Annotated in this window: 20 protein-coding genes and 1 riboswitch; of the genes, 5 read left to right on the forward strand and 15 right to left on the reverse strand. The window is 68.3% G+C overall.

The window, feature by feature from the left end:
- Positions 1-8: 8 nt before the first annotated feature.
- The 6 genes from FQ377_RS03440 to FQ377_RS03465 form a co-directional block, all read right to left on the reverse strand.
- Positions 9-896, reverse strand: a complete 888-nt coding sequence (locus FQ377_RS03440) for an ABC transporter permease (RefSeq protein WP_148599805.1) — start codon at positions 894-896, stop codon at positions 9-11.
- A gap of 2 nt (positions 897-898) precedes the next feature.
- Positions 899-1,888 carry an ABC transporter ATP-binding protein gene (locus tag FQ377_RS03445; protein WP_148599806.1) on the reverse strand — a complete coding sequence of 330 codons (990 nt, stop codon included), beginning with the start codon at positions 1,886-1,888 and terminating at the stop codon, positions 899-901.
- Positions 1,889-2,034: 146 nt separating this feature from the next.
- On the reverse strand, positions 2,035-2,907 hold the full coding sequence (locus tag FQ377_RS03450; protein ID WP_148599807.1) for an ABC transporter permease: 873 nt from the start codon (positions 2,905-2,907) through the stop codon (positions 2,035-2,037).
- Positions 2,904-3,902 (reverse strand): ATP-binding cassette domain-containing protein, encoded by a 999-nt coding sequence (locus FQ377_RS03455; protein WP_148599808.1) that lies wholly within the window; start codon positions 3,900-3,902, stop codon positions 2,904-2,906. Before FQ377_RS03455 ends, FQ377_RS03450 begins: the two co-directional genes overlap by 4 nt.
- 33 nt (positions 3,903-3,935) lie before the next feature.
- Complete coding sequence (locus tag FQ377_RS03460) at positions 3,936-5,144, reverse strand: MFS transporter (RefSeq protein ID WP_148599809.1); 1,209 nt, start codon at positions 5,142-5,144, stop codon at positions 3,936-3,938.
- 106 nt (positions 5,145-5,250) lie between these two features.
- Positions 5,251-6,933, reverse strand: coding sequence for an ABC-F family ATP-binding cassette domain-containing protein (locus tag FQ377_RS03465; protein WP_148599810.1), 1,683 nt, complete (start codon positions 6,931-6,933; stop codon positions 5,251-5,253).
- A 217-nt stretch (positions 6,934-7,150) separates the two neighbouring features.
- Here FQ377_RS03465 and FQ377_RS03470 point away from each other — a divergent pair, with 217 nt between their 5' ends.
- Positions 7,151-7,597 carry a MarR family winged helix-turn-helix transcriptional regulator gene (locus FQ377_RS03470; protein ID WP_148599811.1) on the forward strand — a complete coding sequence of 149 codons (447 nt, stop codon included), beginning with the start codon at positions 7,151-7,153 and terminating at the stop codon, positions 7,595-7,597.
- Positions 7,598-7,685: 88 nt separating this feature from the next.
- On the opposite strand, the gene FQ377_RS03475 is transcribed toward FQ377_RS03470, so the two are convergent.
- Genes FQ377_RS03475 through gcvP form a run of 4 tightly spaced genes read right to left on the reverse strand, consistent with a single transcriptional unit; the run spans position 7,686 to position 13,908 of the window.
- Complete coding sequence (locus FQ377_RS03475) at positions 7,686-8,492, reverse strand: methylenetetrahydrofolate reductase (protein WP_148599812.1); 807 nt, start codon at positions 8,490-8,492, stop codon at positions 7,686-7,688.
- A gap of 7 nt (positions 8,493-8,499) precedes the next feature.
- Positions 8,500-9,873 carry an L-serine ammonia-lyase gene (locus FQ377_RS03480; RefSeq protein WP_148599813.1) on the reverse strand — a complete coding sequence of 458 codons (1,374 nt, stop codon included), beginning with the start codon at positions 9,871-9,873 and terminating at the stop codon, positions 8,500-8,502.
- Positions 9,870-11,000 (reverse strand): glycine cleavage system aminomethyltransferase GcvT, encoded by a 1,131-nt coding sequence (gene gcvT, locus FQ377_RS03485; protein ID WP_148599814.1) that lies wholly within the window; start codon positions 10,998-11,000, stop codon positions 9,870-9,872. The genes FQ377_RS03480 and gcvT overlap by 4 nt, the downstream gene beginning before the upstream one ends.
- A gap of 7 nt (positions 11,001-11,007) precedes the next feature.
- Positions 11,008-13,908 carry an aminomethyl-transferring glycine dehydrogenase gene (gene gcvP / locus FQ377_RS03490; RefSeq protein WP_148599815.1) on the reverse strand — a complete coding sequence of 967 codons (2,901 nt, stop codon included), beginning with the start codon at positions 13,906-13,908 and terminating at the stop codon, positions 11,008-11,010.
- Between the two features lie 154 nt (positions 13,909-14,062).
- Positions 14,063-14,164: riboswitch (glycine riboswitch) on the reverse strand.
- Between the two features lie 215 nt (positions 14,165-14,379).
- On the opposite strand from gcvP, the gene FQ377_RS03495 reads away from it, so the two are divergent.
- The 3 genes from FQ377_RS03495 to FQ377_RS14975 all read left to right on the forward strand — a co-directional run bounded on the left by FQ377_RS03495 (position 14,380) and on the right by FQ377_RS14975 (position 18,242).
- Positions 14,380-15,417: an SGNH/GDSL hydrolase family protein gene (locus FQ377_RS03495; RefSeq protein ID WP_148599816.1), complete on the forward strand. Its 1,038-nt coding sequence runs from the start codon at positions 14,380-14,382 to the stop codon at positions 15,415-15,417.
- A gap of 227 nt (positions 15,418-15,644) precedes the next feature.
- Positions 15,645-16,676, forward strand: coding sequence for an LLM class flavin-dependent oxidoreductase (locus FQ377_RS03500; RefSeq protein ID WP_148599817.1), 1,032 nt, complete (start codon positions 15,645-15,647; stop codon positions 16,674-16,676).
- 552 nt (positions 16,677-17,228) lie between these two features.
- The gene (locus FQ377_RS14975) at positions 17,229-18,242 is read left to right on the forward strand and encodes a signal peptidase I (protein WP_262364244.1); all 1,014 of its coding nucleotides are present in this window, start codon (positions 17,229-17,231) and stop codon (positions 18,240-18,242) included.
- Here the strand turns inward: FQ377_RS14975 and FQ377_RS03510 are convergent.
- The 4 genes from FQ377_RS03510 to FQ377_RS03525 all read right to left on the reverse strand — a co-directional run bounded on the left by FQ377_RS03510 (position 18,212) and on the right by FQ377_RS03525 (position 23,344).
- Positions 18,212-19,000 (reverse strand): response regulator transcription factor, encoded by a 789-nt coding sequence (locus FQ377_RS03510; RefSeq protein ID WP_148599818.1) that lies wholly within the window; start codon positions 18,998-19,000, stop codon positions 18,212-18,214. The genes FQ377_RS14975 and FQ377_RS03510 overlap by 31 nt on opposite strands.
- 116 nt (positions 19,001-19,116) lie before the next feature.
- The gene (locus tag FQ377_RS03515) at positions 19,117-20,556 is read right to left on the reverse strand and encodes a phytoene desaturase family protein (protein WP_148599819.1); all 1,440 of its coding nucleotides are present in this window, start codon (positions 20,554-20,556) and stop codon (positions 19,117-19,119) included.
- A complete protein-coding gene (locus tag FQ377_RS03520) occupies positions 20,553-21,650 on the reverse strand; it encodes a lipid II:glycine glycyltransferase FemX (protein WP_148599820.1) in 1,098 nt (365 codons plus the stop codon). The genes FQ377_RS03515 and FQ377_RS03520 overlap by 4 nt, the downstream gene beginning before the upstream one ends.
- 122 nt (positions 21,651-21,772) lie before the next feature.
- On the reverse strand, positions 21,773-23,344 hold the full coding sequence (locus FQ377_RS03525; RefSeq protein ID WP_262364245.1) for a glycosyltransferase family 87 protein: 1,572 nt from the start codon (positions 23,342-23,344) through the stop codon (positions 21,773-21,775).
- A 192-nt stretch (positions 23,345-23,536) separates the two neighbouring features.
- Here FQ377_RS03525 and FQ377_RS03530 point away from each other — a divergent pair, with 192 nt between their 5' ends.
- Entirely contained in the window at positions 23,537-24,622 is a 1,086-nt protein-coding gene (locus FQ377_RS03530) for an inositol-3-phosphate synthase (RefSeq protein WP_148599821.1), read from the forward strand.
- A 78-nt stretch (positions 24,623-24,700) separates the two neighbouring features.
- On the opposite strand, the gene FQ377_RS03535 is transcribed toward FQ377_RS03530, so the two are convergent.
- A complete protein-coding gene (locus tag FQ377_RS03535; RefSeq protein ID WP_148599822.1) occupies positions 24,701-26,368 on the reverse strand; it encodes a formate--tetrahydrofolate ligase in 1,668 nt (555 codons plus the stop codon).
- Positions 26,369-26,378: the final 10 nt, after the last annotated feature.

Raw genomic sequence — 26,378 nt, forward strand, 5'->3', positions numbered from 1 at the left:
ACGAGCGCCTAGACGTCCCGCTTCTTCGCGACGAGCAGCGCCACGAGCAGAAGACCCAGCGCCCATGCCCCCATCACGAGACCACCCTCCCACTGGGTGAGGTCGTCCTCAAGGGTCGTGATGCTCACCATCTGGTTCCCTGCGTCGCCGGGCAGGAAGCGTGCCGCCTTCGGGATCCAGTCGGCCAGACCCGAGAGCAGCTGGACGATCAGGGGCAACACGAAGAAGATGCCGACGGCCGTGACGACGCCTCCGGCCGTGTTTCGGAGCAGGATCCCGATGGCCATGGAGATGATGGCCACGAGCGCAAGAAAGGTGCCGGTGTTGAGGATGCTCTGGAACACGCCGTCCTCCGTGATCGCGAAGTCGATGTCCTCACCGCGCAGGATCGGCTGGGCGACCAGATAGGAGATCAGGGCGCTGCCGAGACCCACGGCGAACGCGACGACGGCGACCACGAGGGTCTTCGCGAGGAGGGCCGGCGTGCGCTTGGGCACGGCCACCATGGTGGACCGGATCATGCCGGTGGTCCACTCGGACGCGATCAGCACTACCGCCAACGCGGCGATGAGCAGCTGACCGAAGATCAGGCCGGACGAGGGCACTGAGAGCGCCGCGAAGCCCGGGCTTCCCGGTCCCTCGGCGGGGGCCTGGAACTCGGCCGGGAAGTCCGGATCGCTGAGTGCCTCGGCGGAGATGGACTGGCTCCACGCGAAGAGCGCCGCGAGACCCACCATCACCACGACCGTGGAGATGATGAGGATGACGGTCGAGGGGACAGTGGTGACCTTGATCCACTCGGACTTCAGCACCCGGCCGAAGGTGACGCCCGGTCCGGAGGTACGTGGTCGTTGCGAGCGTCGCTCGGCGGGGACAGGCTGGGTCGATGTCGCCATGATCAGCGTCCTTTCTCTGCTGTGGGAGCAATCTGAGCATCATCCCGATGGACAGCGCCCTGCCCGCCGGAGGTCTGATCTGCAGCCGGATTCCCGGAGTGGTACTCGACCTCGCCCTGGGTGAGCTGCATGTAGGCGTCCTCCAGGGAGACCTGGATGGGTGTCAGCTCGTAGACCAGGACCCTCTCACGCAGCGCGATCTCGGCGATACGGCGCGGCTCCACCCCGGTGATCTCGATCAGTTCGGGTTCGAGGACCTGGGAGGTCACACCGTCCCCGGCAAGGCTGCCGAGCAGATCCTGCGGACGATCGGCGCGTACGCGCACCCGCACCCTGCCCTGGCCGTCGATGATCGACTGGATGGGGGCGTCGGCGATGATGCGTCCGCGACCGATGACGATCAGGTGATCCGCTGTCTGTGCCATCTCCGACATGAGGTGCGAGGACAGGAAAACCGTGCGGCCCTCCGAGGCGAGACCCTTGGCGAGGTGCCGGACCCACTGCACGCCCTCGGGATCGAGGCCGTTGACCGGCTCGTCGAGGATCACGGTGTGGGGGTCTCCCAGCAGCGCGGCGGCGATGCCCAGGCGCTGGCCCATCCCGAGGGAGAAGCCGCCCACCCGCTTCTTCGCCACAGGACCCAGGCCCGTGAGATCGATGACCTCCTTGACGCGGCTGTTCGGGATGCCGTGCGTGGCGGCCATGGCGCGGAGGTGGTTGTAGGCCGAGCGCTTCGTGTGGACGGCCTTGGCGTCCAGCAGCGCTCCCACCTCGCGCAGGGGCGCCCGGTGCGTCGCATAGCGCGCACCGTTCACCGTGACATGGCCGCCGCTGGGGCTGTCGAGGCCGACGATCATGCGCATGGTCGTGGACTTGCCCGCACCGTTCGGGCCGAGGAAACCTGTCACCTTCCCGGGCTGCACGGTGAATGAGACGGCGTCCACGGCTGTTTTCGCGCCGTACCGTTTGGACAGGGCCTGGGCCTCGATCATGGGACGTTCCTTCGGGTCGGCGGCACGCGGGGTCTCCCGCTGATACACGTACTCCGTCCACAGTAGGCCCGGGACTGCCGGCGGCAACCGGCCCCGGGGATGATCTCGGTGTGCGTCGACATACCTCTTTCGGAGGACGACGGACGTCATCTCGAGCTGATCGAGGCGAACTTCCGGATGCACAGGGGCACGAAGACGACCAGCAGCACGACGATGCCCACCAGGACCGTCGGCAGGGCGTTCTGCATGGGCCAGGCCTCGGGCGCGGGGACGGAGCCCGTATTGCCGAACAGTTCGCGTACCGCCTGTACGAGCGCCGAGACCGGATTCCAGTTGGCGAAGGTCTCCAGTGGACCCGGTAGATTCTGCGGCTGCACGAACGCGTTCGAAATGAACGTCAGCGGGAACAGGATCATGAAGGACGCGTTGTTGATGACCTCCGGCGACTTCACCGACATGCCCAGCAGCGCCATGACCCAGCTGAAGGCGTAGGAGAACAGCAGCAGGAGCCCGACGCCGGCGAGCGCGCTTCCCGCGTCGGTGGTGACGCGCCACCCCACCAGGAACCCGGTGCCCATCATGATGACCACCGAGAGCGTGTTGAGGACGAGATCGCTGTTGGTGCGCCCGATCAGGACCGCCGAGGAGCTCATGGGTAGCGTCCTGAAGCGGTCGATGATGCCGTCCTTCAGATCCTGGGCCATCGCCGACCCCGAGAACGTGGAGCCGAAGATCACGGTCTGGGCGAAAATCCCTGCCATGAGGTACTGCGTGTAGTCGCTCCCCTCCACCTCGATGGACCCACCGTAGATCTGGCTGAAGAGCAGCACGAACATGATCGGCTGGAGCACCGCGAAGACCAGCATGTCGGGTGAGCGCTTGAGCTTCGTGAGATTGCGCCGGGTGACGATCCACCCGTCGGAGAACCACAGGGCCAGAGGTGCCTCGGTGGTCCGATCCTCCAACACGGCGTTCTGCCCGTGCCGTGGTCGCCGGTCCTTCGGGGTCACGACGCTCATGCCGCAGCTTCCTTACCTGGAGTGCTGTCCGAGCTGTCCGTGCCGTCCTCGGCGCGCCGGCCGGTGAGCGTCAGGAAGACGTCGTCGAGGCTCGGGCGCCGCATACCGGCGTCGTGCAGTGCGATGCCCGCTTCTTCGAGATCCGCCAGGATGAGCTGCAGCGCCCGCGGGCCGTCACTCACGGTCACCTCGATGCTGCGGCCGTCGTCGCCCGTCACCGGCTCGCCGTCGCCGTACCGACCCAGCACGGCGCGGGCCGTCGGGGCGTCCGCCTGCTCCAGGAGCGACACCGAGGCACGGTGCCCGCCGATCTGCGCCTTGAGTTCGTCCGAGGTGCCCTCGGCGATGGCCCTGCCGCCGTCGATCACCACGATGTCGTCGGAGAGCTGGTCGGCCTCCTCCAGGTACTGCGTGGTCAGGAGCAGTGTGGTCCCGTCGCGGACGAGCTCCTTGATGATGCCCCAGAGGGAGATCCGGCTCCTCGGGTCGAGTCCCGTGGTCGGTTCGTCCAGGAAGAGGATCTTCGGCCTGATGACGAGCGCACCCGCCAGGTCGATGCGCCGCCGCATGCCTCCCGAGAAGCCCTTCACCGGGCGGTTGCCGGCTTCCGTGAGCTCGAACTGGTCGATCAGCTCCTGTGCCCGCCGCCGCGAGGCGCTCGCTCCGAGGTGGTACAGCCGCCCCACCATGTCGAGATTCTCGAAACCCGTCAGATTCTCGTCCACGGCCGAGTACTGGCCGGAGACGCCGATGATCCGGCGGACCGCCTTCGGGTCGCGCAGCACGTCGAGGCCGTCCACCCGAGCGGTCCCTGCAGTCGGCTGGATGAGCGTGGTCAGGATCTTCACCACGGTGGTCTTGCCCGCTCCGTTGGGACCCAGCAGCGCCTTGACCGTGCCTTCGGGCACGGAGAGATCCATGCCGTCGAGTGCATGGACAGGCCCGCTCTTGGTGGAATAGGTCTTCTCCAGACCTGCTGCCTCGATGATTGCCATGTGTCAAGGGTAGAACTGCTGGGCGTTCCGGACCTAGGGATTCCGGTCGGGAATCCCGGGCAGCGAATCGACGGAGCGCGGCGGACGCTCGCGGGCCGCGGGGGCGACGATGAAGGAGGCGAGGACCGCGACACCGACCGCCAGGAGAGCCGTTCGGATGCCTACGAGGTCGCCGAGGAAGCCCAGGAGCGGGGGCCCGGCGAGGAACGCGGTGTAACCGACCGTGGAGACGACCGAGACACGTGCGGCGGCACGCTCGGGATCGTCGGCTGCTGCCGACATGCCCATGGGGAAGCCGAGCGCCGCGCCCGCGCCCCAGAGGATCGCGCCGACGGCGGCCAAGGGGACGGTGGGCGCGACGACGAACAGGACGAGTCCCACGAGGGAGGAGCCCAGGCTTGCCTGGAGGACGCGGACGCGGCCGAAGTGGTCGATCACGGCGCCGCCCACGAAACGCACCAGGGTCATTGCCGCGACGAAGACGGCGAACATGATGGCGCCTGCACTCTCCGTGGTGCCCAGACCGTCCACACTCGCCTTCGCCACCCAGTCGTTGGCCGCACCCTCGGTGAGTGCCGCGCCCAGCACCACGAGGCCCAGCAACAGGGTGCGGGATTCTCCCCAGGCACCCAGGCCGCCGGTGGACTCCGGCGTCGAGGAGGGACGATCCGTGGTCCGCTCGGGCAGGAAGGACCGCGGGACCCAGAGCGAGACGGTGACGCTGAGAGCGGCGACGACGACCAGATGCGCGGAGAAGGAGATATCCAGTGCCGACAGACCGGCTCCGACCAGCGCCCCCGCGAAGGCGCCGCCACTGAAGGCCGCGTGGAACCGCGGCATGATGGTCCTGTTCAGGGCCCGCTCCACCGCGGCCCCCTCGATGTTCTGTCCCACGTCCCACAGGGCTACCCCGCAGCCGAACAGGAACAGTCCCGCCGCTGCCACCGGCACGGAGACCAGCGCGAGGCCCAGGGCCACCGCACCTGCACCGAGTGCCGCCACGGTGCCCCCGGTGCGCACCGTATTGGCGGTGCCGAAGCGTTCGGCGATGAGGCCCGCGACGGGGAGGGAGATGACCGAGCCGATGGCGGCCACCAGGAGCAGTCCCCCGGTCTGGCCGGAACTCAGTCCCAGGGTTCCCGACGCCGCGGGGATCCGTGAGGCCCAGCTCGCGAAGACCAGTCCGTTGAGGCCGAAGATGACATAGGTGGCGATCGTGGCGGCATGGACGGCTGGTTTCACTCCTCAACCGTAGGCTGGCGGCGGCGCGGTCCCCAATCGGTGACGTTCCCGACAGAGTTGTCCACCGATTGGGGATAACCCTGTGGACAGGGTGTGGACGGCAGGATCAGCGCGCCCGCTCGACCCTGCTCTCGTCCCAGACCGGCTCCTGCGTCTCGTAGACCACGCCGTCGGATCCGAAGACGAGGAACCGCTCGAAACTCCGGGCGAACCACCGGTCGTGGGTCACGGCGAGGACGGTCCCCTCGAAGGCGTCGATGGCGTGCTCGAGGGCCTCGGCGGAGTGCAGGTCGAGGTTGTCCGTCGGCTCGTCCAGCAGCAGGAGGGTGGCACCGGAGAGTTCGAGCAGCAGGATCTGCAGCCTGGCCTGCTGGCCGCCGGAGAGTGAGTCGTAGGGCTGCTCCGCCTGGGAGGCCAGCCCGTACCGATCGAGCACGGCGGAGGCGCCCTCGCGGCCCAGCCCCGATCGGTGCTCGTCCCCGCGGTGCAGGATGTCCACGAGGGGACGACCGAGGAGATCCGGTCGCGAATGCGTCTGCGCGAAGAAGCCGGGACGGATCCGCGCGCCGAGCTTCACGGAGCCTTCGTGCGGTACCGCGGCGATCTCGACGTCGGACACCGGCAGGTGCTCCACCTCCGGATCCGAGCCGCCACCGGCGAGCAGCCGGAGGAAATGTGATTTGCCGGAGCCGTTGGAGCCGAGCACGCCCACGCGGTCACCGAACCAGATCTCGGTGCTGAACGGCTTCATCAGCCCGGTCAGCTCGAGCTTCCGGGCCACGACGGCGCGCTTGGCCGTGCGCCCTCCGGCCAGGCGCATCGAGACGTTCTGCTCCACGGGAATCGCATCCGGCGGTCCGGCCTCGAGGAACCGGGCGAGGCGTGTCTGGGCTGCGTGGTACCTGGTGGCCATGTCGGACCGGAAGGCCGCCTTGTTCTTGTACATGGTGACGAGTTCCTTCAGCTTGAGGTGCTCCTCGTCCCAGCGCTTCCGGAGTTCCTCGAAGCGCAGGTTCCGGTCCTCGCGCGCGTTCAGGTAGGTGCCGAACCCGCCGCCATGGGTCCACGACGACGCCCCGAGGGCTCCGGGCTCGAGGGTCACGATGCGGGTGGCGGCATTCGCGAGGAGCTCGCGGTCGTGGCTGACGAACAGGACGGATTTCTTCGACTCCCCGAGCTTCGCCTCCAGCCAGCGCTTCCCCGGGACATCGAGATAGTTGTCCGGCTCGTCGAGGAGGAGCATGTCGTCGGGCCCGGAGAAGAGCGCCTCCAGGACCAGACGCTTCTGCTCACCCCCCGAGAGGGTCGCCGCCGCCCTGTGCTGGGCGCGGTCGAACGGGATGCCGAGGGCCGGCATGGTGACCTCGTCCCACATCGTCTCGAGCTCGTAGCCGCCCGCGTCCCCCCAGTCGGCGATCGCCTGGGCGTATCTCATCTGGGTGGGTTCGTCCTCGGTCTCCATCATGGCGAGTTCGGCGTCGTCGACCCGCTGCGCCGCCGCGGCGAGGACCGGCGGTGCTGCCGAGACCAGCAGATCGCGCACGCTCGTTCCGTCGCGCACCTGACCGACGAACTGCCGCATGATGCCCAGCTGTCCCGAGCGCGTGACCGACCCCTCGTCCGCGGTGAGCTCTCCCGAGATGATCCGCAGGAGGGTGGTCTTGCCGGTGCCATTGGGGCCGATCAGCGCTGTCTTGTGGCCCTCCCCGACCCTGAAGGCCACTGAATTGAGCAGCTGCCTGCCGTCGGAGAGGAAATAGTCGATACCGGAGATCTCGAGATGGGCCACGCGACCAGTGTCCCATCCGGGCATGATTGCCTGCTGCCGTGATCGGGCTGCTGCCGATCTTCGGTATACCGATACCAGAATCTTGAAGATCGAAGAGGATAATGGAGGTAGTGCTGTCGGCGCCATGGCTTGCCCGGCCGGCGATGGCACGGACATCACACCTGGCGGGTACCGTCCAGCGCCGCTCGGGTGTTCCACCTTCTCCGGAGGAAGCCCAATGTCAGAACTGGAAGAGTGGTCAACCAGCCGCCTGCTCACCACGGCAGCGCGCCTGGTGGATCATGCATGGAACGAGCGGCTGCTCGATATCGGGATCACGCACGCCGGCTACACCACGCTCGGCGTCCTGTCCCGGCAGGGCACCATGACGGGAGCCAAACTGGCTCTGGCCATGCATGTCCAGGCGCAGACCATCGGCAAGACCATCGAGAAGCTCGAACGGCAGGACTTCATCTCGAAGATCCGCGACAGCATCGACCGGCGGAGCCAGCGCATCACCATCACCTCGGCCGGCGTCGACGCCCTCGCCCGGGCGGAGGACATCGAGCGCACGCTGATGGTCGGAGCGGGACTCGAGTCGTTCGATCTGCGCAATCTGCTGCGCGGGATCATCGGCGAGCTCGCTCCCCAGCGTCAGAAGTCGGCGACCGCCGCGGCTGTCTGATCCCGCGGAGCGTGCGAGCTCCCCAGACCGACGAAGGGCCGCCCCACGGGGCGGCCCTTCGTCGTGGACCCGCTGGTGGACCTCTTGGTCAGCCTGTCCGTCCTGCCAGTCCGGAGTCGGCCAATCCTGCGAGATCGTTGAAGCTGTAGAGATGGACCCCGGCGTACCCCGCACCGTCGATCGCTCCCAGCAGCGGAGAGGGGTCGTACGACGTCGAGGAGAGCAGCTGCCGGACCACGGATCCGGTGTTCGACCCGCCGGCGGAGCGCTTGAGGAATCCGACCGATTGCCCCACCCCGATCGTCCCGGCCAGCTTCACCAGGCGGCTCACGCGGACGGGACCGGGGATGCCCGCCCATACCGGCAGCGTCACGCCGTCCCTCCGGAGCCGGTCGGGAAAGGCTGCGAGGATCTCGGGGGAGAAACAGAGCTGGGTCACGCACCAGGACGCCAGCTCCTGCTTGGCCCACAGGGTCCGTAGGAGCTCGTCCCCGGGCATCCCGGCATGGCCCTCCGGGTACACGGCGATCCCCAGCCGCATCGTGCCTCCGGTCAGATCCGCGAGGTCCTCCATGAGCGCACCGCTCCAGGTGTACGGGCCGGCGGTCCGGCCCGCATCTCCCCCGATCACGAACGTGTCGGTGATCCCAGCGTCCTGCAGACGACGAACGTGGCCGGCGAGTTCCCTCCGGCTCCCCACCGACCGGGCCGCCAGGTGGGGAATGACGGTGTAGCCGGCACCGGCCAGCCGGACGGCCGTCTCCACCGTCTGGACCGGCCCGTGGTGGGGCAGGCAGGTCACCGAGACGACGGCGGGCGCGGGCACGTGGTCGAGGAGTCGTTCGAGCAGCGCCTCCCCCGGAATCACCTCGACGCGGGTATCGAGCTCCGTCACCCCTGGGTCAGCACTCCACCACGTTCAGGGCGAGACCGCCGCGCGCCGTCTCCTTGTACTTGTCCATCATGTCCGCCCCGGTGTCGCGCATGGTCTTGATCGCGATGTCGAGCGAGACATGGTGCTGTCCGTCTCCGCGTACCGCCATGCGGGCAGCGGTGATCGCCTTCATGGCACCGACGGCGTTCCGCTCGATGCACGGGATCTGGACGAGTCCGCCCACGGGATCGCAGGTCAGACCGAGATTGTGCTCGATCCCGATCTCCGCTGCGTTCTCGACCTGCTCCGGCGTGCCGCCGAGAACCTCGGCAAGCGCTCCGGCGGCCATGGCGCACGCCGAGCCGACCTCGCCCTGGCATCCCACCTCGGCTCCGGAGATGGAGGCGTTCTTCTTGAACAGGGCCCCGACGGCGGTGGCAGCGAGAAGGAAACGCACCACGCCGTCCTCGTCGGCTCCCGGGACGAAGTCGACGTAGTACTTCAGGACCGCGGGGATGATGCCCGCCGCGCCGTTGGTGGGCGCCGTGACCACGCGTCCGCCCGCAGCGTTCTCCTCGTTCACCGCGAGCGCGAACAGCGTGACCCACTCCATGGTGCCCAGCCGGTCCGTCGGGTCATCGGCCTTCTCGAGCAGTTCGCGCTGCCGCTCGGCGCGTCGCCGGACGCTCAGTCCGCCGGGAAGGATCCCCCCGGTGGTGGTCCCGCGCCGGATGGTGTCCTGCATGACGGACCAGATCTCCAGCAGGCCGGCCCGCACCTCCTCCTCGGAGCGCCAGGAGAGCTCGTTGGCCAGGATCACGTCGGAGAAGGACAGTCCGGTGGACCGGCAGATCTCCAGCAGCTGGTCCGCCGTGTCGAAGGGATGGGGCATCGGAGTCTGCGGCAGATCCACCGTTTCCGATCCGATCTGGTCCTCGTCCAGCACGAACCCCCCACCCACGGAGAAGTATTCCCTGGTCCGCATAACCTCGCCGCTCGAGGAATATGCCGAGAAGCGCATGCCATTGGTGTGGTAGTCGAGCCGCTGACCCCGGTGCAGCAGCACATCGGTCTCCGGATCGAACGCGATGTGCTGCTCGTCCGCCAGCTTCAGGGAGTGCTGCTCGCCGATGGCGGCCACGCGGGCATCGGCCGAGGTCGGGTCCACCAGATGCGGCTGCTCCCCTTCCAGGCCGAGCAGCACGGCCTTGACCGTCCCGTGCCCGTGCCCCGTCACACCGAGCGATCCGAAGAGATCCACCTGGACCCGCTGCACCTCGGGGAGCAGGGCTTCCGTCCGCAGGAGTTCGGTGAAGAGATGGGCGGCGGTCATCGGCCCGCCGGTATGGGAGCTGGAGGGGCCGATGCCGATCTTGAAGAGATCGAAGGCGCTGATGGTCATGAGGGGCTCCCTGCAGGCTGACGCCGGTAGAAAGGCGTCGGGACCACGGTGAACGGTTCTCCTCGGCCCCGCAGGTCGACCTGCACCTCGGTACCGATCGCGGCATGCGCCGCATCGACATAGGCGAGGGCCACGGGGTAGCCGAGGGTTGGACTCGGCAGTCCCGAGGTGACGGTGCCCACGGGAGCGCCGTCCACGATCACGTCGTACCCGGCCCGGGCCGCACGGCGTCCGGCGGCCCTCAGACCCACGAGGCGACGGGCCGGCTCCACGTCCTTGAGTGGTTCGAGCACCGCGCGTCCCACGAAATCGTCGGTCTTCTTCGTACTGACCACGGGTCCGAGACCGGCCTCGAACGGATTGGTGGTGGGACCGAGTTCGTTGCCGTAGAGGGGCATCCCGGCTTCGAGGCGCAGGGAATCGCGGGAGGCCAGACCGCAGGGGACCAACCCGTGGTTCTTCCCCGCCTCGAGTGCCGCGTCCCAGAGGCGCACCGCCATGTTGTTGCCGATGTAGATCTCGAAGCCGTCCTCACCCGTGTAGCCCGTGCGGGCCAGCAGGACCGGGACACCCGCCAGCTCGAGTTCGAGGAAGGCGTAGTACTTCATGGAGCGGATCGCGTCGGCGTCCTCGGGGCGGGCGAGGCCGAGGACCACAGCCTCCGCCGTCGGGCCCTGCACCGCCAGGAGCGAGGTGGCCTCGGACTGGTCTTCCACGGCCACGTCGAAGCCGTCGGCCCGGAGGCGCAGTTCCTCGGCCACCACGGGTGCATTGGAGGCGTTGGGCACCACGAGGAAGGAGTCCTCGGAGAGCCGGTACGTGATCAGATCGTCGATCACGCCGCCTTCCGCGGTGCAGAGCAGCGAGTATTTCGCCCTGCCCACGGCGATGACCGCGAGATTGCTGACGAGCGCGTAATTGAGGAACGCTCCGGCCTGGGACCCGCTGACGAGGATCTCGCCCATGTGGGACAGGTCGAAGAGCCCGGCGGCCTTGCGCACGGTGTGGTGTTCCTCGAGCTCGCTGCGGTACTTCAGCGGCATCTGCCAGCCGCCGAAGTCGGTGAACGAGGCACCGTGAGCCTCGTGCTGTGTGTACAGGGAGGTTTTCTTGCCGTGCTCACTCATGGAGGGCCTACTCCTCGTCTTCGAACGCTTCGATGGGCGGGCAGGAACAGATCAGGTTGCGGTCGCCGTGAGCGCCGTCGATCCTGCGCACCGGGGGAAAGTACTTGTCGTGGCGCAGCGAGCGCAGCGGGTACGCGGCCCGCTCACGCGAGTATGCCTGCGTCCACTCGTCGCTGACGAGCAGTTGGGCGGTGTGCGGGGCCTGGCGCAGCGGGCTCTCCTCGAGGGGGAACTCACCGGAGGCCACGCAGTCGATCTCCGCCTTGATCGCGATCATCGCGTCGATGAAGCGATCCAGCTCCGTGAGGTCCTCCGACTCGGTCGGCTCCACCATGAGCGTGCCCGCGACGGGGAAGGACAGCGTGGGCGCGTGGAAGCCGTAGTCGATGAGGCGCTTGGCGACATCCTCGGCCGTCACACCCGTGGCGGCCGTGAGCGGGCGCAGATCCAGGATGCATTCGTGTGCCACGAGTCCCTGCACCCCGGTGTACAGCACCGGGAAATGATCGGTGAGCCGTGAGGCCACGTAGTTGGCGGTCAGCAGCGCATGCGCTGTCGCACTCGTGAGACCCTCCGCGCCCATGAGCGCGATGTACGCCCACGAGATCGGCAGGACGCCGGCCGAGCCGTACATGGACCCCGAGACGGGGGTGCCACCCTCCGCGTCCGGTCCGCCGTCATCGGCGATGTCGCGGTTCGCGTCCCCCGGCAGGAACGGGGAGAGGTGTGCGGCGACGGCAACGGGCCCGACGCCGGGTCCGCCACCTCCGTGGGGGATACAGAAGGTCTTGTGCAGATTCAGGTGGGAGACGTCGCCGCCGAACTCGCCGGGCTGCGCGAGACCCACGAGGGCGTTGAGATTGGCGCCGTCGATGTAGACCTGGCCACCGGCGTCGTGCACCTTCTCGCAGACCCAGCGGACGTCCTCCTCGAACACGCCGTGCGTGGACGGGTAGGTGATCATGATGGCCGAGAGATTCTCGGCGTGCTGCTCGATCTTGGCCAGCAGGTCGTCGTGGTCGATGTTGCCGTTGTCCGCTGTCCCGACCACCACCACCTTCATGCCCGCGAGTACGGCGGACGCGGCATTGGTGCCGTGCGCCGAGGACGGGATGAGGCAGATGGTGCGGTTCTCGTCGCCGCGGGAGCGGTGGTAGCCGCGGATGGCCAGCAGACCCGCGAGCTCGCCCTGAGAACCGGCGTTGGGCTGCAGGGAGACGCGGTCGTAGCCGGTGATCTCCGCGAGGCGCTCCTCGAGATCGGTGATCAGCTCACGCCAGCCCTCGGTCTGCGCCTCGGGTGCGTACGGGTGGATCGATGCGAACTCCGGCCAGGAGATGGGCTCCATCTCCACCGTCGCGTTGAGCTTCATGGTGCAGGAACCCAACGGGATCATGGTGCGGTCCAGCGCCAGGTCCTTGTCGGAGAGCCGGCGCAGGTAGCGGAGCATCGCCGTCTCGGAGCGGTACATCGAGAAGACCGGGTGCGTCATGAATTCCGACGTACGGTGCAGGTCCTCAGGGATGCGCTCCCCGGTCGACCGACCCGTCTCCGATCCGCTGGTCTCCGAGGTGGAGTCGGATCCCCCGAAGACGGCGGCGACGGCCGCGACGTGCTCCGGCGTCGTGGTCTCGTCGCACGAGATGCCGAGCTGGTCGGCGTCGATCCGGCGGAGATTGTAGCCCGCGGCCTCGGCCTTGTCCGCGTACTCCGCGGCCCTCCCCGGCACGCGGACCAGGAGGGTGTCGAAGAACGCCTCGTGCACGACGGCGGCGTCCGTGCCCTCGAGCGCCGTGGCGAGCTCGACGGCACGGGCGTGCGTGGTGCGGGCAATCTCCTTCAGCCCCTCAGAGCCGTGGTAGACGGCGTACATGGACGCGACGATCGCCAGCAGCGCCTGGGCGGTGCAGATGTTGCTCGTGGCTTTCTCGCGGCGGATGTGCTGCTCACGGGTCTGCAGCGCGAGCCGGTAGCCGGGAGCGCCGTCGGCGTCCTTCGAGACGCCGACGAGGCGTCCGGGCAGCATGCGCTCGAGGCCCTTGCGGACGGCCATGTAGGCAGCGTGCGGACCGCCGAAGAACAGCGGGACACCGAAGCGCTGGGCGGAGCCGACGGCGATGTCCGCGCCCTGCTCGCCCGGCGCAGTGATGAGCGTCAGGGACAGCAGATCGGCGGCCACCGTGACGAGCGCCCCGCGCTCCTTCGCGGCCGTGATGACCTCTGCGTGGTCGCGGAGTGCGCCCGAGGCGCCGGGCTGCTGGAGGACCACGCCGTTGATGTCGCCGTCGGGCAGGCCGGCCGAGAGATCCGCGATCTCCACCTCGAAGCCGAGGGCCTCTGCACGACCGCGGACGACGGCGACGGTCTGCGGGAGGGTGTCGGCATCGATGACCGTGCGGCCCTTGTTCTTGCCGGAGCGCCGCATGAGGAGCACTGCTTCGGCAACTGCGGAGGCTTCGTCGAGCAGGGACGCGTTGGCGATGTCGAGCGCCGTGAGGTCCTGCACCATGGTCTGGAAGTTCAGCAGTGCCTCGAGGCGACCCTGGGAGATCTCCGGCTGGTAGGGCGTGTAGGCCGTGTACCAGGCGGGCGATTCGAGCACGTTGCGGCGGATGACCGGCGGCGTGAACGTGTCGAAGTAGCCCTGGCCGATCATCTGCACGGCTGTCCGGTTGCGGTCCGCCATGCGGCGGAGCTCCGCGAGTACCTGGGTCTCGCTCAGCGCTCCGGGCAGATTCAGTGACCGGTCGAGGCGGATGCTGGCGGGGACCGCCAGATCCACGAGCTTGTCGAGGCTCGGGTAGCCGAGCACCTCGAGCATGCGGTCGGCCTCCGAGGAGCGGGGGCCGATGTGGCGATCGGCGAACGTCGAGGCAGGGCCGGATACCTGATGGGGCAGGGCAGTCATGGGAACTCCGTAGGTCGATGATCGGGCGCGGTAGCGCATGCCTGGTCGGGTTCCTCCCCGCTCTGTAGGGAACCTGAGAGTTTTCGCAGACTCAGAGCCTGCTTGCACCGTCGGTGGGTGAGGGACGACGTCCGCCACCGCTTTCCAGAGTTGCCTATCCGCGACGGTACTGGGCCTGAGAGATTCCTGGGGAGGAGTTGCTCCTACGGCGCCTGCCGGTCTGTGGTCGACAGCAGAACTCTCCCGCTGCGGATCGAAGGCGTATTCAGTTGAGGGATCGCTGGATGTGATCCTTACTACAGCGTACCGCGCGGTGCCGAGGAGAGGCAAAGCCCGACGGCGGCCGTCAGGGCCACCGCTTCGGTGGCCCGTAGCGCGGGGATCCCGGATCGGGGACCCGAAGCGGGATCCGCCCGGTCACTCGGCTCCGGGTCTAGCGTGGATCCATCATCCCGACGAGCTGGAGTACCGATGATGCCTCCCCGCATCCCGACTGCCGTTGCCGCGCCCGTCCTACCGGTCACAGTGCTCCCCGCGCCGTCCGCCGTGGCGGGGGAGTCCTACGTGGCCCTCGGCGACTCCTACTCCTCGGGCACCGGGACGCGCGCCTATATCGCCGACGGGACGGACTGTCGGCGCTCCGCCGATGCCTACCCTTCCCTGATCGCGAGTGCGAAGGGGTTCGTCCTGAGCCTCCGGGCCTGCTCGGGAGCCAAGGTCGCGGATGTCGCCGCGACTCAGCTCGGCGCCCTCGGTCCAACCACCTCGTACGTCTCCCTGAGTGTCGGCGGGAACGACGTCGCGTTCGTCTCGGTCCTGAGCGAGTGTGCCAAGCCGGCCTGGCTGAGCAACTGCACCGCCGCCGTCGACCGCACGCGGGCCCTGATCACAGGCTTGCTCCCCGGTCGCCTCGACCGGCTCTACGAACAGGTGCGCGTCCGTGCGCCGCGGGCGGCGGTCGCGATCGTCGGCTACCCGCGCCTCTTCAACGGTGAGGACTGCAACGCGGGCACCTGGTTCTCACCCCGGGACCAGGCTGGCCTGAACGCAACGGTGGACCTCCTCAACCGGACGACGGCGGCGGCGGCTACGCGGGCAGGCTTCGTCTTCGTCGATCCGACGGTGGCCTTCACCGGCCACGCCGTGTGCGACGACGTCGAATGGCTGAACGGGCTCTCGCATCCCGTCTCGGATTCGTACCACCCCAACCGGGTCGGACACGCCCTGGGGTACGTGCCGATGGTGTCCGCCGCGCTGACCGGGAGCCGTGTGACGGTCACCGCGGAGACGCTATGGACGACGGAACAGACCATTCCGGCCCTGTCCGAGCAGCAGGCGGCCTATGCGGACGTCGACCAGCGGACCCGGGCCGAGGAGTTCGTCCCGCCGGATCTGTCGAGCCCTGCAGCCCGTGCAGCGGCGGCGAGGGCAGGCGTCGATCTCTCGGACCCGGCGAGCATCGCTCGCGCCGACCGTGCCGTCGAGGCCGCGCAGACCCGGGGCCGATGACTCCGTCCGCGCTTGCGACTGGGCCGGTGACTCCGGGGCCGGCGACTTCAGTGCCGGCGCCTCGTGCACGAGCACTCGTTCATGCCCGACAACGCAGCCGAGACCGGAGGACTCAAGAGGGAACCCCGCGAGAAACTACATACGTATGCATGGAATAAGAGTGCGATGGAGGTCGTTCTCCCAGCAGGACCGGAAACACGCCGGACGCAACACGAAGGAGCACCATCATGGCAGACGAAGTGCAGTTCGGACTCGATACCTTCGGGGATGTCACGCGCGGGGAGGACGGCGGCAGCGTCCCCTACCCGCAGGTCATCCGCAACGTCGTCGCAGAGGCCGTGCTCGCCGATCAGGTCGGCATCGACTTCATCGGACTCGGCGAACACCACCGCGACGATTTCGCCATCTCCGCGCCCGAGACCGTGCTCGCGGCGATCGCCGGCCAGACCTCTCGCATCCGGCTCGGCTCGGCCGTGACGGTGCTCAGCTCCGATGATCCGGTCCGGGTCTACCAGCGCTTCGCCACGCTCGACGCCGTCTCCGACGGTCGCGCGGAGGTCATCCTCGGACGCGGTTCCTTCACGGAGTCCTTCCCCCTCTTCGGCTATGAACTCTCCGACTACGAGCGGCTCTTCGAGGAGAAGCTCGATCTCTTCTCCGAGCTCCTCAAGGAGGGCCCCGTCACCTGGTCAGGCAGCACCAGGCCCGGCCTGAACGCCCACGAGGTGTACCCGAAGACGGAGAGCGGCCGGATCAAGACATGGATCGGCGTCGGCGGAAGTCCCGAGTCCGTGGTTCGGGCCGCACGCTACGGCATGCCGCTGATGCTCGCCATCATCGGCGGCGACCCCGCACGCTTCGCGCCCTACGTGGACCTGTACCACCGGGCCCTGACCCAGCTGGAGCAGCCCACCCTGCCCATCGGTGTCCACTCGCCCGGCTACATCGCCGACACCGACGAGCAGGCGCGCGAGGAGCTGTGGCCGGACAACAGGATCATGCGCGACCGCATCGGCCGCGAGCGAGGCTGGGGTCCGACGACCCGCGCCGAGTTCGAGCAGGAGGCCGACAGCGGATCGCTCTACGTCGGTTCGCCGGAGACCGTGGCAGCGAAGATCGCCTCCACCGTCAAGACCCTCGGGATCGACCGCTTCGACATGAAGTACAGCGCCGGCCCCCTGCCGCACGAGAAGCTCATGCGCAGCATCGAGCTCTACGGCACGAAGGTCATCCCCCTGGTCCGGGACATGCTCGCCTAGTCCAGGACGCTCGGTCCCACCACTGGACCTCCTCCGGCTTAGGACGTGGGATCGAGCAGCTCGGTCGGACGTTGGTTCGCTCTCCATCCCACTCCTCGGCCGTCATCGGTGGGATCGACAGTTCGTTCCCACCGATCGCCGTCGGGTACTGGGAACAAGCGCAGCGAAGGATGGGCCGGACCGCTCCCTCCCGCAGGCGTTGGCCCATGCTCATTCCCACTGGTCGCCGTCGCGCAGTGGGATCAACCGTTCGTTCCCACCGATCGCCGTCGGGCACTGGGAACGAAGGCAGCGACCAGCGGAGCCGGCCCCTGAATCCCACTGGCCGCCGTCACGCACCGGGAACGAACGCCCCAGGAGCTCGCTCTTCGCTCTTTCTTCGGTTTTCTTTCGCCCTTCCGGCACGGTGACTTTTAGTCCGGAGCAGCACAGTGGATACCAGGAGTCCAGCACTCCCGAGGTTGCCCACCCGTTCCGGTCCGTCCACCGGGCAGGCGGGCAACCTCGACCGGTCATCGACCGGAGCCGGGGAACCACCAGAAGGAGCCACGCGTGACGACGATCGACCTCCCGTCCCTCAGCCCCGCACCACGGGCCACGCTCCGGCCTGCCGGACGCCGGAGCGCACCCGTGGAGACCGTGGTCGACGCCGACCGGCCGTCCCTCGCCCAGCGCCTCGCGAGCCTGCTGGGAACGCTGCTCATGATCACGGCGATCGCCGCCGTCCTGTTCTTCGCCATCGGCCCCCGCTTCCTCGGCTACCAGACCGCCACGATGCTCACCGGCAGCATGGCGCCGGAGATCATGCCCGGCGACGTCGTCGTCACCACACTCCAGCCCGTGAGCAGCATCGCCGTGGGCGACGTCATCAGCTACCACATCCCCGTGGAGGACCACCGGGTCGAGACGCACCGGGTGGTCGAAGTCATCAGAGGGACGGACGGCACCACCGCCGTCCGCACCAAGGGTGACGCCAACGACTCCGTCGATCCCTGGACGGCGACCCTCGAGGGGGACCACGTGTACGAGGCCGGAGTGGTCATCCCCGAGGTCGGCTCGATCATCCGGGCCCTCCGTACGCCCGTTGTCAGCCAGCTCCTGGTCTACGGAGTCCCTGCCGTCCTCGTCGGAGGTCTACTGCTCATGATCTGGTCCCGGCCGAAGGACGACGCCGACGGCGCAACCGTCACCCCTGTCCCGGACGCCCACACCGCTGGGGACATCTCGCAGCTCCCCGTGCTCGACCGGCAGACGCTCGACGATCTCGGGGAGGAGCTCTCGAACCAGGCGGGAGCGCTGCAGTTCGCCGGGATGTTCGTGGACCTGCTCCCGCAGCGGATCGACGCCATCGACGCAGCGTTCGGCGCGGGGGACGGCGACGCCGCCGTGGTGGCGCTGCTCAGCCTCAATGTCAGCGCCTCGATGGTGGGCGCCCGCCGGCTCGAGGAGGCCTCCTCCTCGGCCCTGGAACTCGTCGGCGAGCCGGACCGGCACGAGGGCCTGATCGGCCGGCTGCGGATCCTCGGCTCCGAGTATCAGTCGGCGCTCGGCGGGATCATCCTGTAGCCGACGCCCCGCACGGTGCGGATGAACCGGGGCGCCTTGGTGTCCTCGTTCAGCTTCTTGCGCAGGTTGCGGATGTGGACCTCCACCAGGTGCTGGTCGTTCACCCAGCCGTCGCCCCAGATCTTCGCCAGCAGCGTCTCGCGCTGCCAGACCCTCCGCGGGCCCGAGACGAGCGTGGCCAGCAGATCGAACTCGATGCGTGTCAGGGGGAGCTCGGCCCCGTCGAGCATGGCGATCCGGCCCTCCGCGTCGATCTCGATCGGCCCGTGGACCAGCAGTCCCTCGACGGGTTCCGGGGCGGGGGTCACCACGGCCGCCGGGCTCCCGACGGGCGCGGCGTCCACCGTCCCGGCCTGCTGCGGCTCGGCGCTGGCCGCATTCCTCGGTCGCCGGAACATCGCGTTCACGCGGGCGCCCACCTCGCGCGGGCTGAAGGGCTTCACCACGAAGTCGTCGGCGCCGATCTCGAGGCCGATCAGGCGGTCGATCTCGTCCTGGCGTGCCGTGATCATGATGATGTATGCATCGGTCAGCGGACGGATCTGACGGCACACCTCCACGCCGTCGATGTCCGGCAGATTCAGATCGAGGGTCACGAGATCCGGGCGGCGTCCACGGACGAGGGCAACACCCTCCCGCCCGCTCCCGGCTTCGATCGTGGTGAAACCGTTCATGCCCAGGGTCATGACGAGGAGCTGGCGCACATCGGCGTCGTCTTCGATGATGAGTGCAACACGCGCGGCTGGTTCGGAGGTCATGGTTTACACAGTGCCAGATGTCGGCGCGCCGACGAATCGCATCGCCACACTTCAGCCCGCGTGTTCCCGGAACTTCCTGAACCCGGGCCCGACGGCGGCAGGTGGTGACGCGCGAGCTAGAGACCCAGCGTGGGCACCGGCAGTCCGAACTCACGCCTCAGCGCAAGGCGTGCGGCGTTGAACCCCGCCATGCCGTGCACACCCGGGCCGGGAGGCGTGGACTGTGAGCAGAGGTACACACCCTTGAGCGGAGTGGCCCAGGGCTGCAGCGACGGCACCGGCCTGGCGATGATCTGCCGCAGATTGACCGCTCCGCTGCTGAAGTCGCCGCCCACGTAGTTGGCGTTGTACGCCTCCAGCTCGGTCGCCGTCGTCGTCCGGGTGCGTACGACGACGTCGCGGAAGCCGGGAGCGAAGCGTTCGATCTGTGCGGTCACGGCCTCCGCCATGTCCCGGGTGGAGCCGCGCGGCACATGGCAGTAGGTCCACAGGATGTGCCGTCCCTCGGGCGCGCGGGTCGGGTCGAAGATGGAGGGTTGGGAGAGCAGCACGTAGGGGCTCTCCGGGTGCTCACCCCGGTTCACCTGCTGCTCGCCGGCGGCGATCTCCTCGCGCGTGCCGCCCAGATGCGCTGTTCCGGCCCGGAGCATCTCGGGGTGTGTCCACGGCACGGGGCCGGAGAGGATGAAGTCCACCTTGCACGCGGCATTACCGTACGTGAAAGTCGAGAGTGCCTTCTCGTAGGTCGCGGGCAGTCGTCCCCGGGACATGGCACTGAAGGTCCTGGGTGCGACGTCGAGGAGGACCGCGCGGGCGTCCGAGACCTCGGCGAGGGTATCGATGCGACTGTCGGTGACGATCTGCCCACCGTGCTGCCGGAGGTCGAGCGCCAGGGCATCCGCGATGGACTGCGAGCCTCCCACCGGGATCGGCCAGCCCGTGGTGTGCGCGAGGAGATTCAGGACCAGCCCGGCGCCCGCTCCGGCCGGCGAGGGAAGAGTTCCCACGGGATGGGCCATGACACCGGTGACGAGCGCCGCGGCCTCCTCGGTGGTGAACCGCCTGTTCCACCAGGGCAGACCCTGATCGAGCACGGCCAGCCCGAACCGCACTACCGCCGCGGGGTGGCGCGGAATGCGCACCACGTGGTTCAGGGTGAAGCCGAGAATCTCCTCGGCCCGGTGGCTCAGGGGCTCCAGGAGTCGGCGATAGGCGTCGCCGTCCACACCGAGGCCTGCCACAGTGCGCTCCATGCTGCGATAGGCGACGCCGGCCCGCCCGCCGTCGAGCGGATGTGCGAAGGACACCTCCGGGATGGCGAATCCGATGCGACGCGAGATCTCGAAGTCCTGGAAGAAGGGCGACGCCAACGCCATGGGGTGGACCGCGGAACAGACATCGTGCAGATGGCCCTGCTCCATCAGCTCGACCGACCGCGACCCGCCACCGATCGTCGGAGCGGCCTCGTGGACCCGCACGCTCAGCCCTGCGCGGGCCATGACCACGGCCGCCGCGAGTCCGTTCGGGCCCGCACCGACCACCTCGACATCCATCACGCCCCGCCCTTCGAGCCGCGTCCGCGCCGGAGCCTATCCACCACGGAGGATGCACGCCGTCGTGCCGATGTCGTCAGTACCGTGCCCGCGCGGCGGGCCTGCAGGAGCGATGCCACGGCCGTGTAGCGTGCACCGTCCAGCGGGATGTCGTAGGTGGTGGGGACCACCACCACGTTCCGGGAGAAGTTCCGCTTGAACGTGGTCACATTGGCCAGTCCCGGGTAGTTCTCGCTGACGATACCCGTCAGCCCGCACGCCGTGTTGCCTGCGGACCGGAGCACCCGGAACGTTTCCCAGAGCAGCAGGTACGGGGCGAAGACACGCCGCGCCTCCTGGGTGCTGCCGGCGAAGTAGTACACGGAGTACCCGCGGTACTCGGTGGTGATGAGCCAGCTGAGCGGCTGTCCGTCCCGGTAGGCGACGAGCATCCGCAGCCGATCGCCGAGGACTGTCAGGAGTGTCTCGTAGTAGGAGGAGTCGAAGGACTGGAAGCCGTCGCGTTCAGCGGTCTCCCGCATGATCGGGAAGAGTTCCGAGGTGAATACCGAGATCCATTCCTCCCGCGGTATATGCCGCACCTCGACTCCGTCACGCTGCGCCCGGCGGATGCTGTTGCGCGCATTGGGGCGGAAGCTCTTCAGGAGCGCCGCCTCGGACATCGTGAGATCGACCACGATCTCCCGTTCGTACCAGCCGTGCTCGATGGGCCCCGTTGCGGGAGGTTGGGGCGTGGCGACCTGCATGCGCACATAGAGGGGGTCGACGGAGGGATCCTCGCGGAACTGCCGGCGGACCGTCTCCATGAGCGCGCGTTCCGCCGCAGGGGTCCGGTCGCCGAACCAGACCGGCCCGTTGACCACCACCACGGAGTCACGGAGCCGCCGCGTCACTTGGATGAAGCTCGCGGTCGCGACCACGGAGCCGCCCGTGTCCGCGTAGGCCCAGATCCCGAGCGCAGTGCGTCCGAGTGCCTGCTCGAACTCCACCCAATCGGGGGTCTGCTCGATGGGGATCACCACCTCGGGGTGGGCGGCGGCGATGGCCTCGAAACCGGCCCTGTCGAGCACGCTGTGGGTCAGGTGCGCTGCACTCACTGATCCTCTTCCACTGGTCGTAGACACTGGTCGCCGCGCTGCCCACTCCGGGACGCTGACCGGTGCGGTCGCGGGACGCCGTGGAAGGTCCGACGGCGCGCCTCCCACGCGGTCCGTCCAGCCTAGCCTTTACGATCGGGCGGCCCTGCCCTCCGGCCCCCGCCTGATCCGCCGGAGACACCGGAGACACCGGAGACACCGGAGACGTCTAATTCGGCTGCAGCCGGCTCCGCCGACACCGCACCTCGACGTCGCCGGGAACGGGCCCGCAGGAGGGTCCGGCCGACCCGCCGATCAGGACTGCGGTCGAACGGGCCACCCTGCGGGTCGTCGAGGCTGTCCTGCCGTACGGGATCCTGCCCGGGCTCGAGGATGTCCCGGACCACCAGGAGCATGACCCACGCCGTGGCCAGGATGTGCGCGAGCACGGCCCACGAATACGTTCCAAGGCCGAGGTTGTGCTCGGGGGGCCCGCCACTCACCTGCCCGCCCAGATACAGCCAGACGGCACCCCAGTGCAGCAGCTCGACCAGCTGCCACCCGAGGACCACGCGCCAGCGCGGAACGGCGAGGGCGATCAGGGGGATCAGCCAGAGCGCGTACTGGGGGGAGTAGACCTTGTTGCACAGGATGAAGGCACCCACGATCAGCAGGGCGAGCTGCGCGAGGCGGGGACGCCGGTGCGACCTCAACGCGAGGACCGCGATCCCGGCGCACGACAGGGCGAAGAGCACCGCCGCCGCCACATTGACGGTGCCCGACGACAGTATGGGCGCGCCCGCCTGCCGCGCCAGCGCGTTGTAGACGTACCAGCCCGAGGAGAACCCGGCGTCGCGCGTCTCGGAGAAGGTCAGGAAGTACGTCCACGCCTCGGGATCACGCAGCAGGAACGGCACGTTCACCGCGAGCCAGGCCGCCGTCGTACCGGCGAGCGCACCGAGGAACGGACGGTACCGGCCGCTCCGGACCGCCAGCACGAGGACCGCGCCGAGCAGCAGGACGGGATAGAGCTTGACGGCCGCACCGAGCCCCCACAGCACCCCGGCCAGCACAGGGTGCCTGCGCGCGAAGGCGAGCATCCCGGACGTCGCCAGCAGGACGGCCCACAGATCCCAGTTGATGGTGCCCGAGACGATGATGACAGGCGCGCTCGCCACGATCATCGCGTCCCATGGCCTCCGCCCGGACAGCCTGAGGGTTGCCAGCACCGTCAGGATCCAGACCGCCGTCAGCAGGACGGCGTTGACGTCGAAGTAGAGGAGCGTCTTCTCCTCCAGCGGCGCTCCCCCTGCCATGACGTCCACGAGGACAGCCGTCGCGGAGGCGAGCAGACCCAGCAGCACCGGGTATTCGAACAGGGCCCCCTCGGTGATGAAGGGAAGCGTGCCCTCGCCCAGTCCACGGCTCCGGAACAACTCGGTCCAGTCGGAGTAGCACGCGCGGTAGAAGTAATCGGGCGAGGACCAGCCCGCCACTCGGCACGGGTTCTTCACCACGACGGCGAGGACGGCTGCGCAGACCGTCACGACGATGAGCACGCGCTCCACCGTGAACCAGTCCGGGGGGGTCGATCCGGGGGCGCTGTGGTGACCCAGCGGACCACCGACTCCTTCGACGAGGTGCCGGAGGACGGGGTCGGAACGGCTCGGCACATCGATACGGTGAGGCCAGCGTGAGCCTGGACCAATGACCATGGATCGAGCCTAACCCGCTGCGCCGTGGACGATCGGCCCGCGAGGGACTTCAGGAAGAGGGGTTCGACGCGTGCACGGGAATGAGCACGCTGCGATCCACGTTGCGAACTGAACGTAGACTGGCACTTCATGCTGGCCCCCTTTCCGGACGATGCCGGCGGGGGCATATTCAACTGGCTTTCGAGGAGAACTGTGGGACAGAACCCCATTCGCGTGGCAATCATTGGAGTCGGCAATTGCGCCGCGTCACTGGTGCAGGGCGTGCACTACTATCGTGACGCGGACCCGTCCGGCGCCATCCCCGGACTGATGCATGTGGAGTTCGGCAAGTATCACGTGAATGACGTGCAGTTCGTCGCGGCGTTCGACGTCGACGGCAAGAAGGTGGGCCACGATCTGGCGGAAGCCATCGGAGCCAGCGAGAACAACACCATCAAGATCGCGGACGTCCCGCCCACCGGCGTGATCGTCCAGCGCGGCCATACACTCGACGGCCTCGGCAAGTACTACCGCGAGACCATCGTCGAGTCCGACGAGGAGCCCGTGGACATCGTCGCCCAGCTCAAGGACTCCCGCGCCGATGTCCTGGTCTGCTACCTGCCGGTCGGTTCGGAGCACGCGGCGAAGTACTACGCGCAGTGCGCCATCGACGCCGGCGTCGCCTTCGTCAACGCCCTTCCCGTCTTCATCGCCGGTACGAAGGAGTGGGCGGACAAGTTCACCGAGGCCGGCGTGCCGATCGTCGGCGACGACATCAAGAGCCAGATCGGCGCGACGATCACCCACCGTGTCATGGCGAAGCTGTTCGAGGACCGCGGGGTGACCCTGGACCGCACGTACCAGCTCAACGTCGGCGGCAACATGGACTTCAAGAACATGCTCGAGCGCGATCGCCTCGAATCCAAGAAGGTCTCCAAGACCCAGGCCGTGACCTCCAACGTGAAGGCGCAGCTCCACGCCGACGATGTCCACATCGGCCCCTCGGACTACGTCGCCTGGCTCGATGACCGCAAGTGGGCGTTCGTCCGCCTCGAGGGCCGCAACTTCGGCGACGCTCCGGTCTCGCTGGAGTACAAGCTCGAGGTATGGGACTCACCGAACTCCGCAGGTGTCATCATCGACGCGATCCGCGCCGCGAAGATCGCCCTCGACCGGGGTATCGGAGGACCGATCCTCTCCGCCTCCAGCTATTTCATGAAGTCCCCGCCGGAGCAGTACGCGGACGACATCGCCCACGAGAAGGTCGAGGCCTTCATCCGCGGCGACGCGGACCGCTAGCACCGGCGGATGCACCCCAGCCGACACGGAGTCGTCGCTCCGTGTCGGCGTCGCTCCAGCGTTGTCCCCTGGAAGGCCCTAGAACAGCCCGACGGCGTTCCCGTCGGCGTCGACGTCCATCTGCAGCGCGGCGGGTTCCTTCGGCAGCCCCGGCATGGTCATCACGGCTCCCGTCTTCACGACGATGAAACCCGCCCCGGTCTTCGGGATGAGCTCCCTGACGTGCAGCGTGAAGCCCGTCGGAGCTCCGAGCAGCGTCGGATCATCCGAGAACGAGTACTGCGTCTTCGCGATGCACACCGGTAGATTGTCCCAACCGTTGGCCCGGATCTCCGCCAGCCGGCGCAGGGCGAGTGCCGAGAACTCGACGCCGTCCGCACCGTAGATCTCCCGGGCGATGGTGCGGATCTTGTCCTCGACGGGGAGCTCGAGCGGGTACAGGTGGGCGAAGTCGACCGGACGGTCCAGCGCCGCGAGGACCTTCGCCGCCAGCTCGTCCCCTCCGGGACCACCGCCGCCCTGGCCCCACACGTCGGCGACCGCCGCCTCGATCCCCTCGCTCCGGCACCACTCCAGCACCCAGTCCAGCTCCTCCTGCGCATCGGTGCCGAACTGGTTGACGGCCACCACCGGGGACAGACCGAACTTCTCGATGTTCCGGACGTGCCGCAGCAGATTCTCCGTCCCCCTGGCTACTGCCTCCACGTCCGGCGCGGCCAGTTCCGTCTTCGCGATTCCCCCGTGCATCTTCAGCGCGCGGATCGTGGCCACGATGACCACGGCTCCTGGCGCGAAGTCCGCAGCACGGGCCTTGATGTCCAGGAACTTCTCCGCCCCGAGATCGGCCCCGAATCCAGCCTCGGTGACCACGATGTCCGCCAGCTGCCGGGCCGTCCGCGTGGCGATCACCGAGTTGCAGCCATGGGCGATGTTGGCGAACGGACCGCCGTGCACCAGGGCGGGCGTCCCCGCGATCGTCTGGACCAGGTTCGGTTTGATGGCGTCCCGGAGCAGCAGCGTCAGGGCTCCCTCGACGCCGAGATCGCGGACGGTCAGGGGCGTCCGGTCGTAGGTGGAGCCGAACGTGATGTCCCCGAGCCGTTCCCGGAGATCGTCGAGATCCTGGGCCAGGCAGAAGACGGCCATGACCTCGGAGGCCACCGTGATGTCGAAGCCGTCCTGCCGTGGGGTGCCCTCGGTGGGTCCGCCGAGCCCGATGACCACCTCGCGCAGCGCCCGGTCGTTGACATCGAGCACGCGCTTGAACGTGATGCGCCGCGGGTCGACGCCGAGGGCGTTGCCCTGATGGATGTGGTTGTCGATCAGGGCGGCCAGGGCATTGTTCGCTGCCGTGATGGCATGGAAGTCACCCGTGAAGTGCAGATTGATCTCGTCCATGGGCAGCACCTGGGAGTACCCGCCGCCCGTGGCACCGCCCTTCATTCCCAGCACCGGCCCCAGCGAGGGCTCACGCAGGGCGATCATCACGCGCTGCCCGGCCCGGGCGAGGGAGTCCGCGAGCCCCACGGTGCAGGTCGACTTGCCCTCGCCCGCGGGGGTGGGACTCATGGCACTGACGAGCACCACACTGCCGGGCGTCCCGCCGTCCGCGGACAGGAGGCGCGGATCGATCTTCGCCTTGAAGCGTCCGTGGAACTCGACCGCCTCGCGCGGGATGCCCGCGGCGTCGGAAATCTCCTCGATGGGCCTGACCGCAGCGTTGCGGGCAATCTCAAGATCGCTCATGCGCCAAACG

Origin of the sequence: Arthrobacter echini (assembly GCF_008107445.1) — a bacterium.
Taxonomy (GTDB): domain Bacteria; phylum Actinomycetota; class Actinomycetes; order Actinomycetales; family Micrococcaceae; genus Arthrobacter_D; species Arthrobacter_D echini_A.

What these genes read in the sequence shown, in the direction of transcription:
- FQ377_RS03440 (WP_148599805.1), bottom strand. Translation starts at nt 896, where the DNA reads ATGGCGACATCGACCCAGCCTGTCCCCGCCGAGCGACGCTCGCAACGA.
- FQ377_RS03445 (WP_148599806.1), bottom strand. Translation starts at nt 1,888, where the DNA reads ATGATCGAGGCCCAGGCCCTGTCCAAACGGTACGGCGCGAAAACAGCC.
- FQ377_RS03450 (WP_148599807.1), bottom strand. Translation starts at nt 2,907, where the DNA reads ATGAGCGTCGTGACCCCGAAGGACCGGCGACCACGGCACGGGCAGAAC.
- FQ377_RS03455 (WP_148599808.1), bottom strand. Translation starts at nt 3,902, where the DNA reads ATGGCAATCATCGAGGCAGCAGGTCTGGAGAAGACCTATTCCACCAAG.
- FQ377_RS03470 (WP_148599811.1), top strand. Translation starts at nt 7,151, where the DNA reads ATGTCAGAACTGGAAGAGTGGTCAACCAGCCGCCTGCTCACCACGGCA.
- FQ377_RS03480 (WP_148599813.1), bottom strand. Translation starts at nt 9,873, where the DNA reads ATGACCATCAGCGCCTTCGATCTCTTCAAGATCGGCATCGGCCCCTCC.
- gcvT (WP_148599814.1), bottom strand. Translation starts at nt 11,000, where the DNA reads ATGAGTGAGCACGGCAAGAAAACCTCCCTGTACACACAGCACGAGGCT.
- gcvP (WP_148599815.1), bottom strand. Translation starts at nt 13,908, where the DNA reads ATGACTGCCCTGCCCCATCAGGTATCCGGCCCTGCCTCGACGTTCGCC.
- FQ377_RS03495 (WP_148599816.1), top strand. Translation starts at nt 14,380, where the DNA reads ATGATGCCTCCCCGCATCCCGACTGCCGTTGCCGCGCCCGTCCTACCG.
- FQ377_RS03500 (WP_148599817.1), top strand. Translation starts at nt 15,645, where the DNA reads ATGGCAGACGAAGTGCAGTTCGGACTCGATACCTTCGGGGATGTCACG.
- FQ377_RS03510 (WP_148599818.1), bottom strand. Translation starts at nt 19,000, where the DNA reads ATGACCTCCGAACCAGCCGCGCGTGTTGCACTCATCATCGAAGACGAC.
- FQ377_RS03525 (WP_262364245.1), bottom strand. Translation starts at nt 23,344, where the DNA reads ATGGTCATTGGTCCAGGCTCACGCTGGCCTCACCGTATCGATGTGCCG.
- FQ377_RS03535 (WP_148599822.1), bottom strand. Translation starts at nt 26,368, where the DNA reads ATGAGCGATCTTGAGATTGCCCGCAACGCTGCGGTCAGGCCCATCGAG.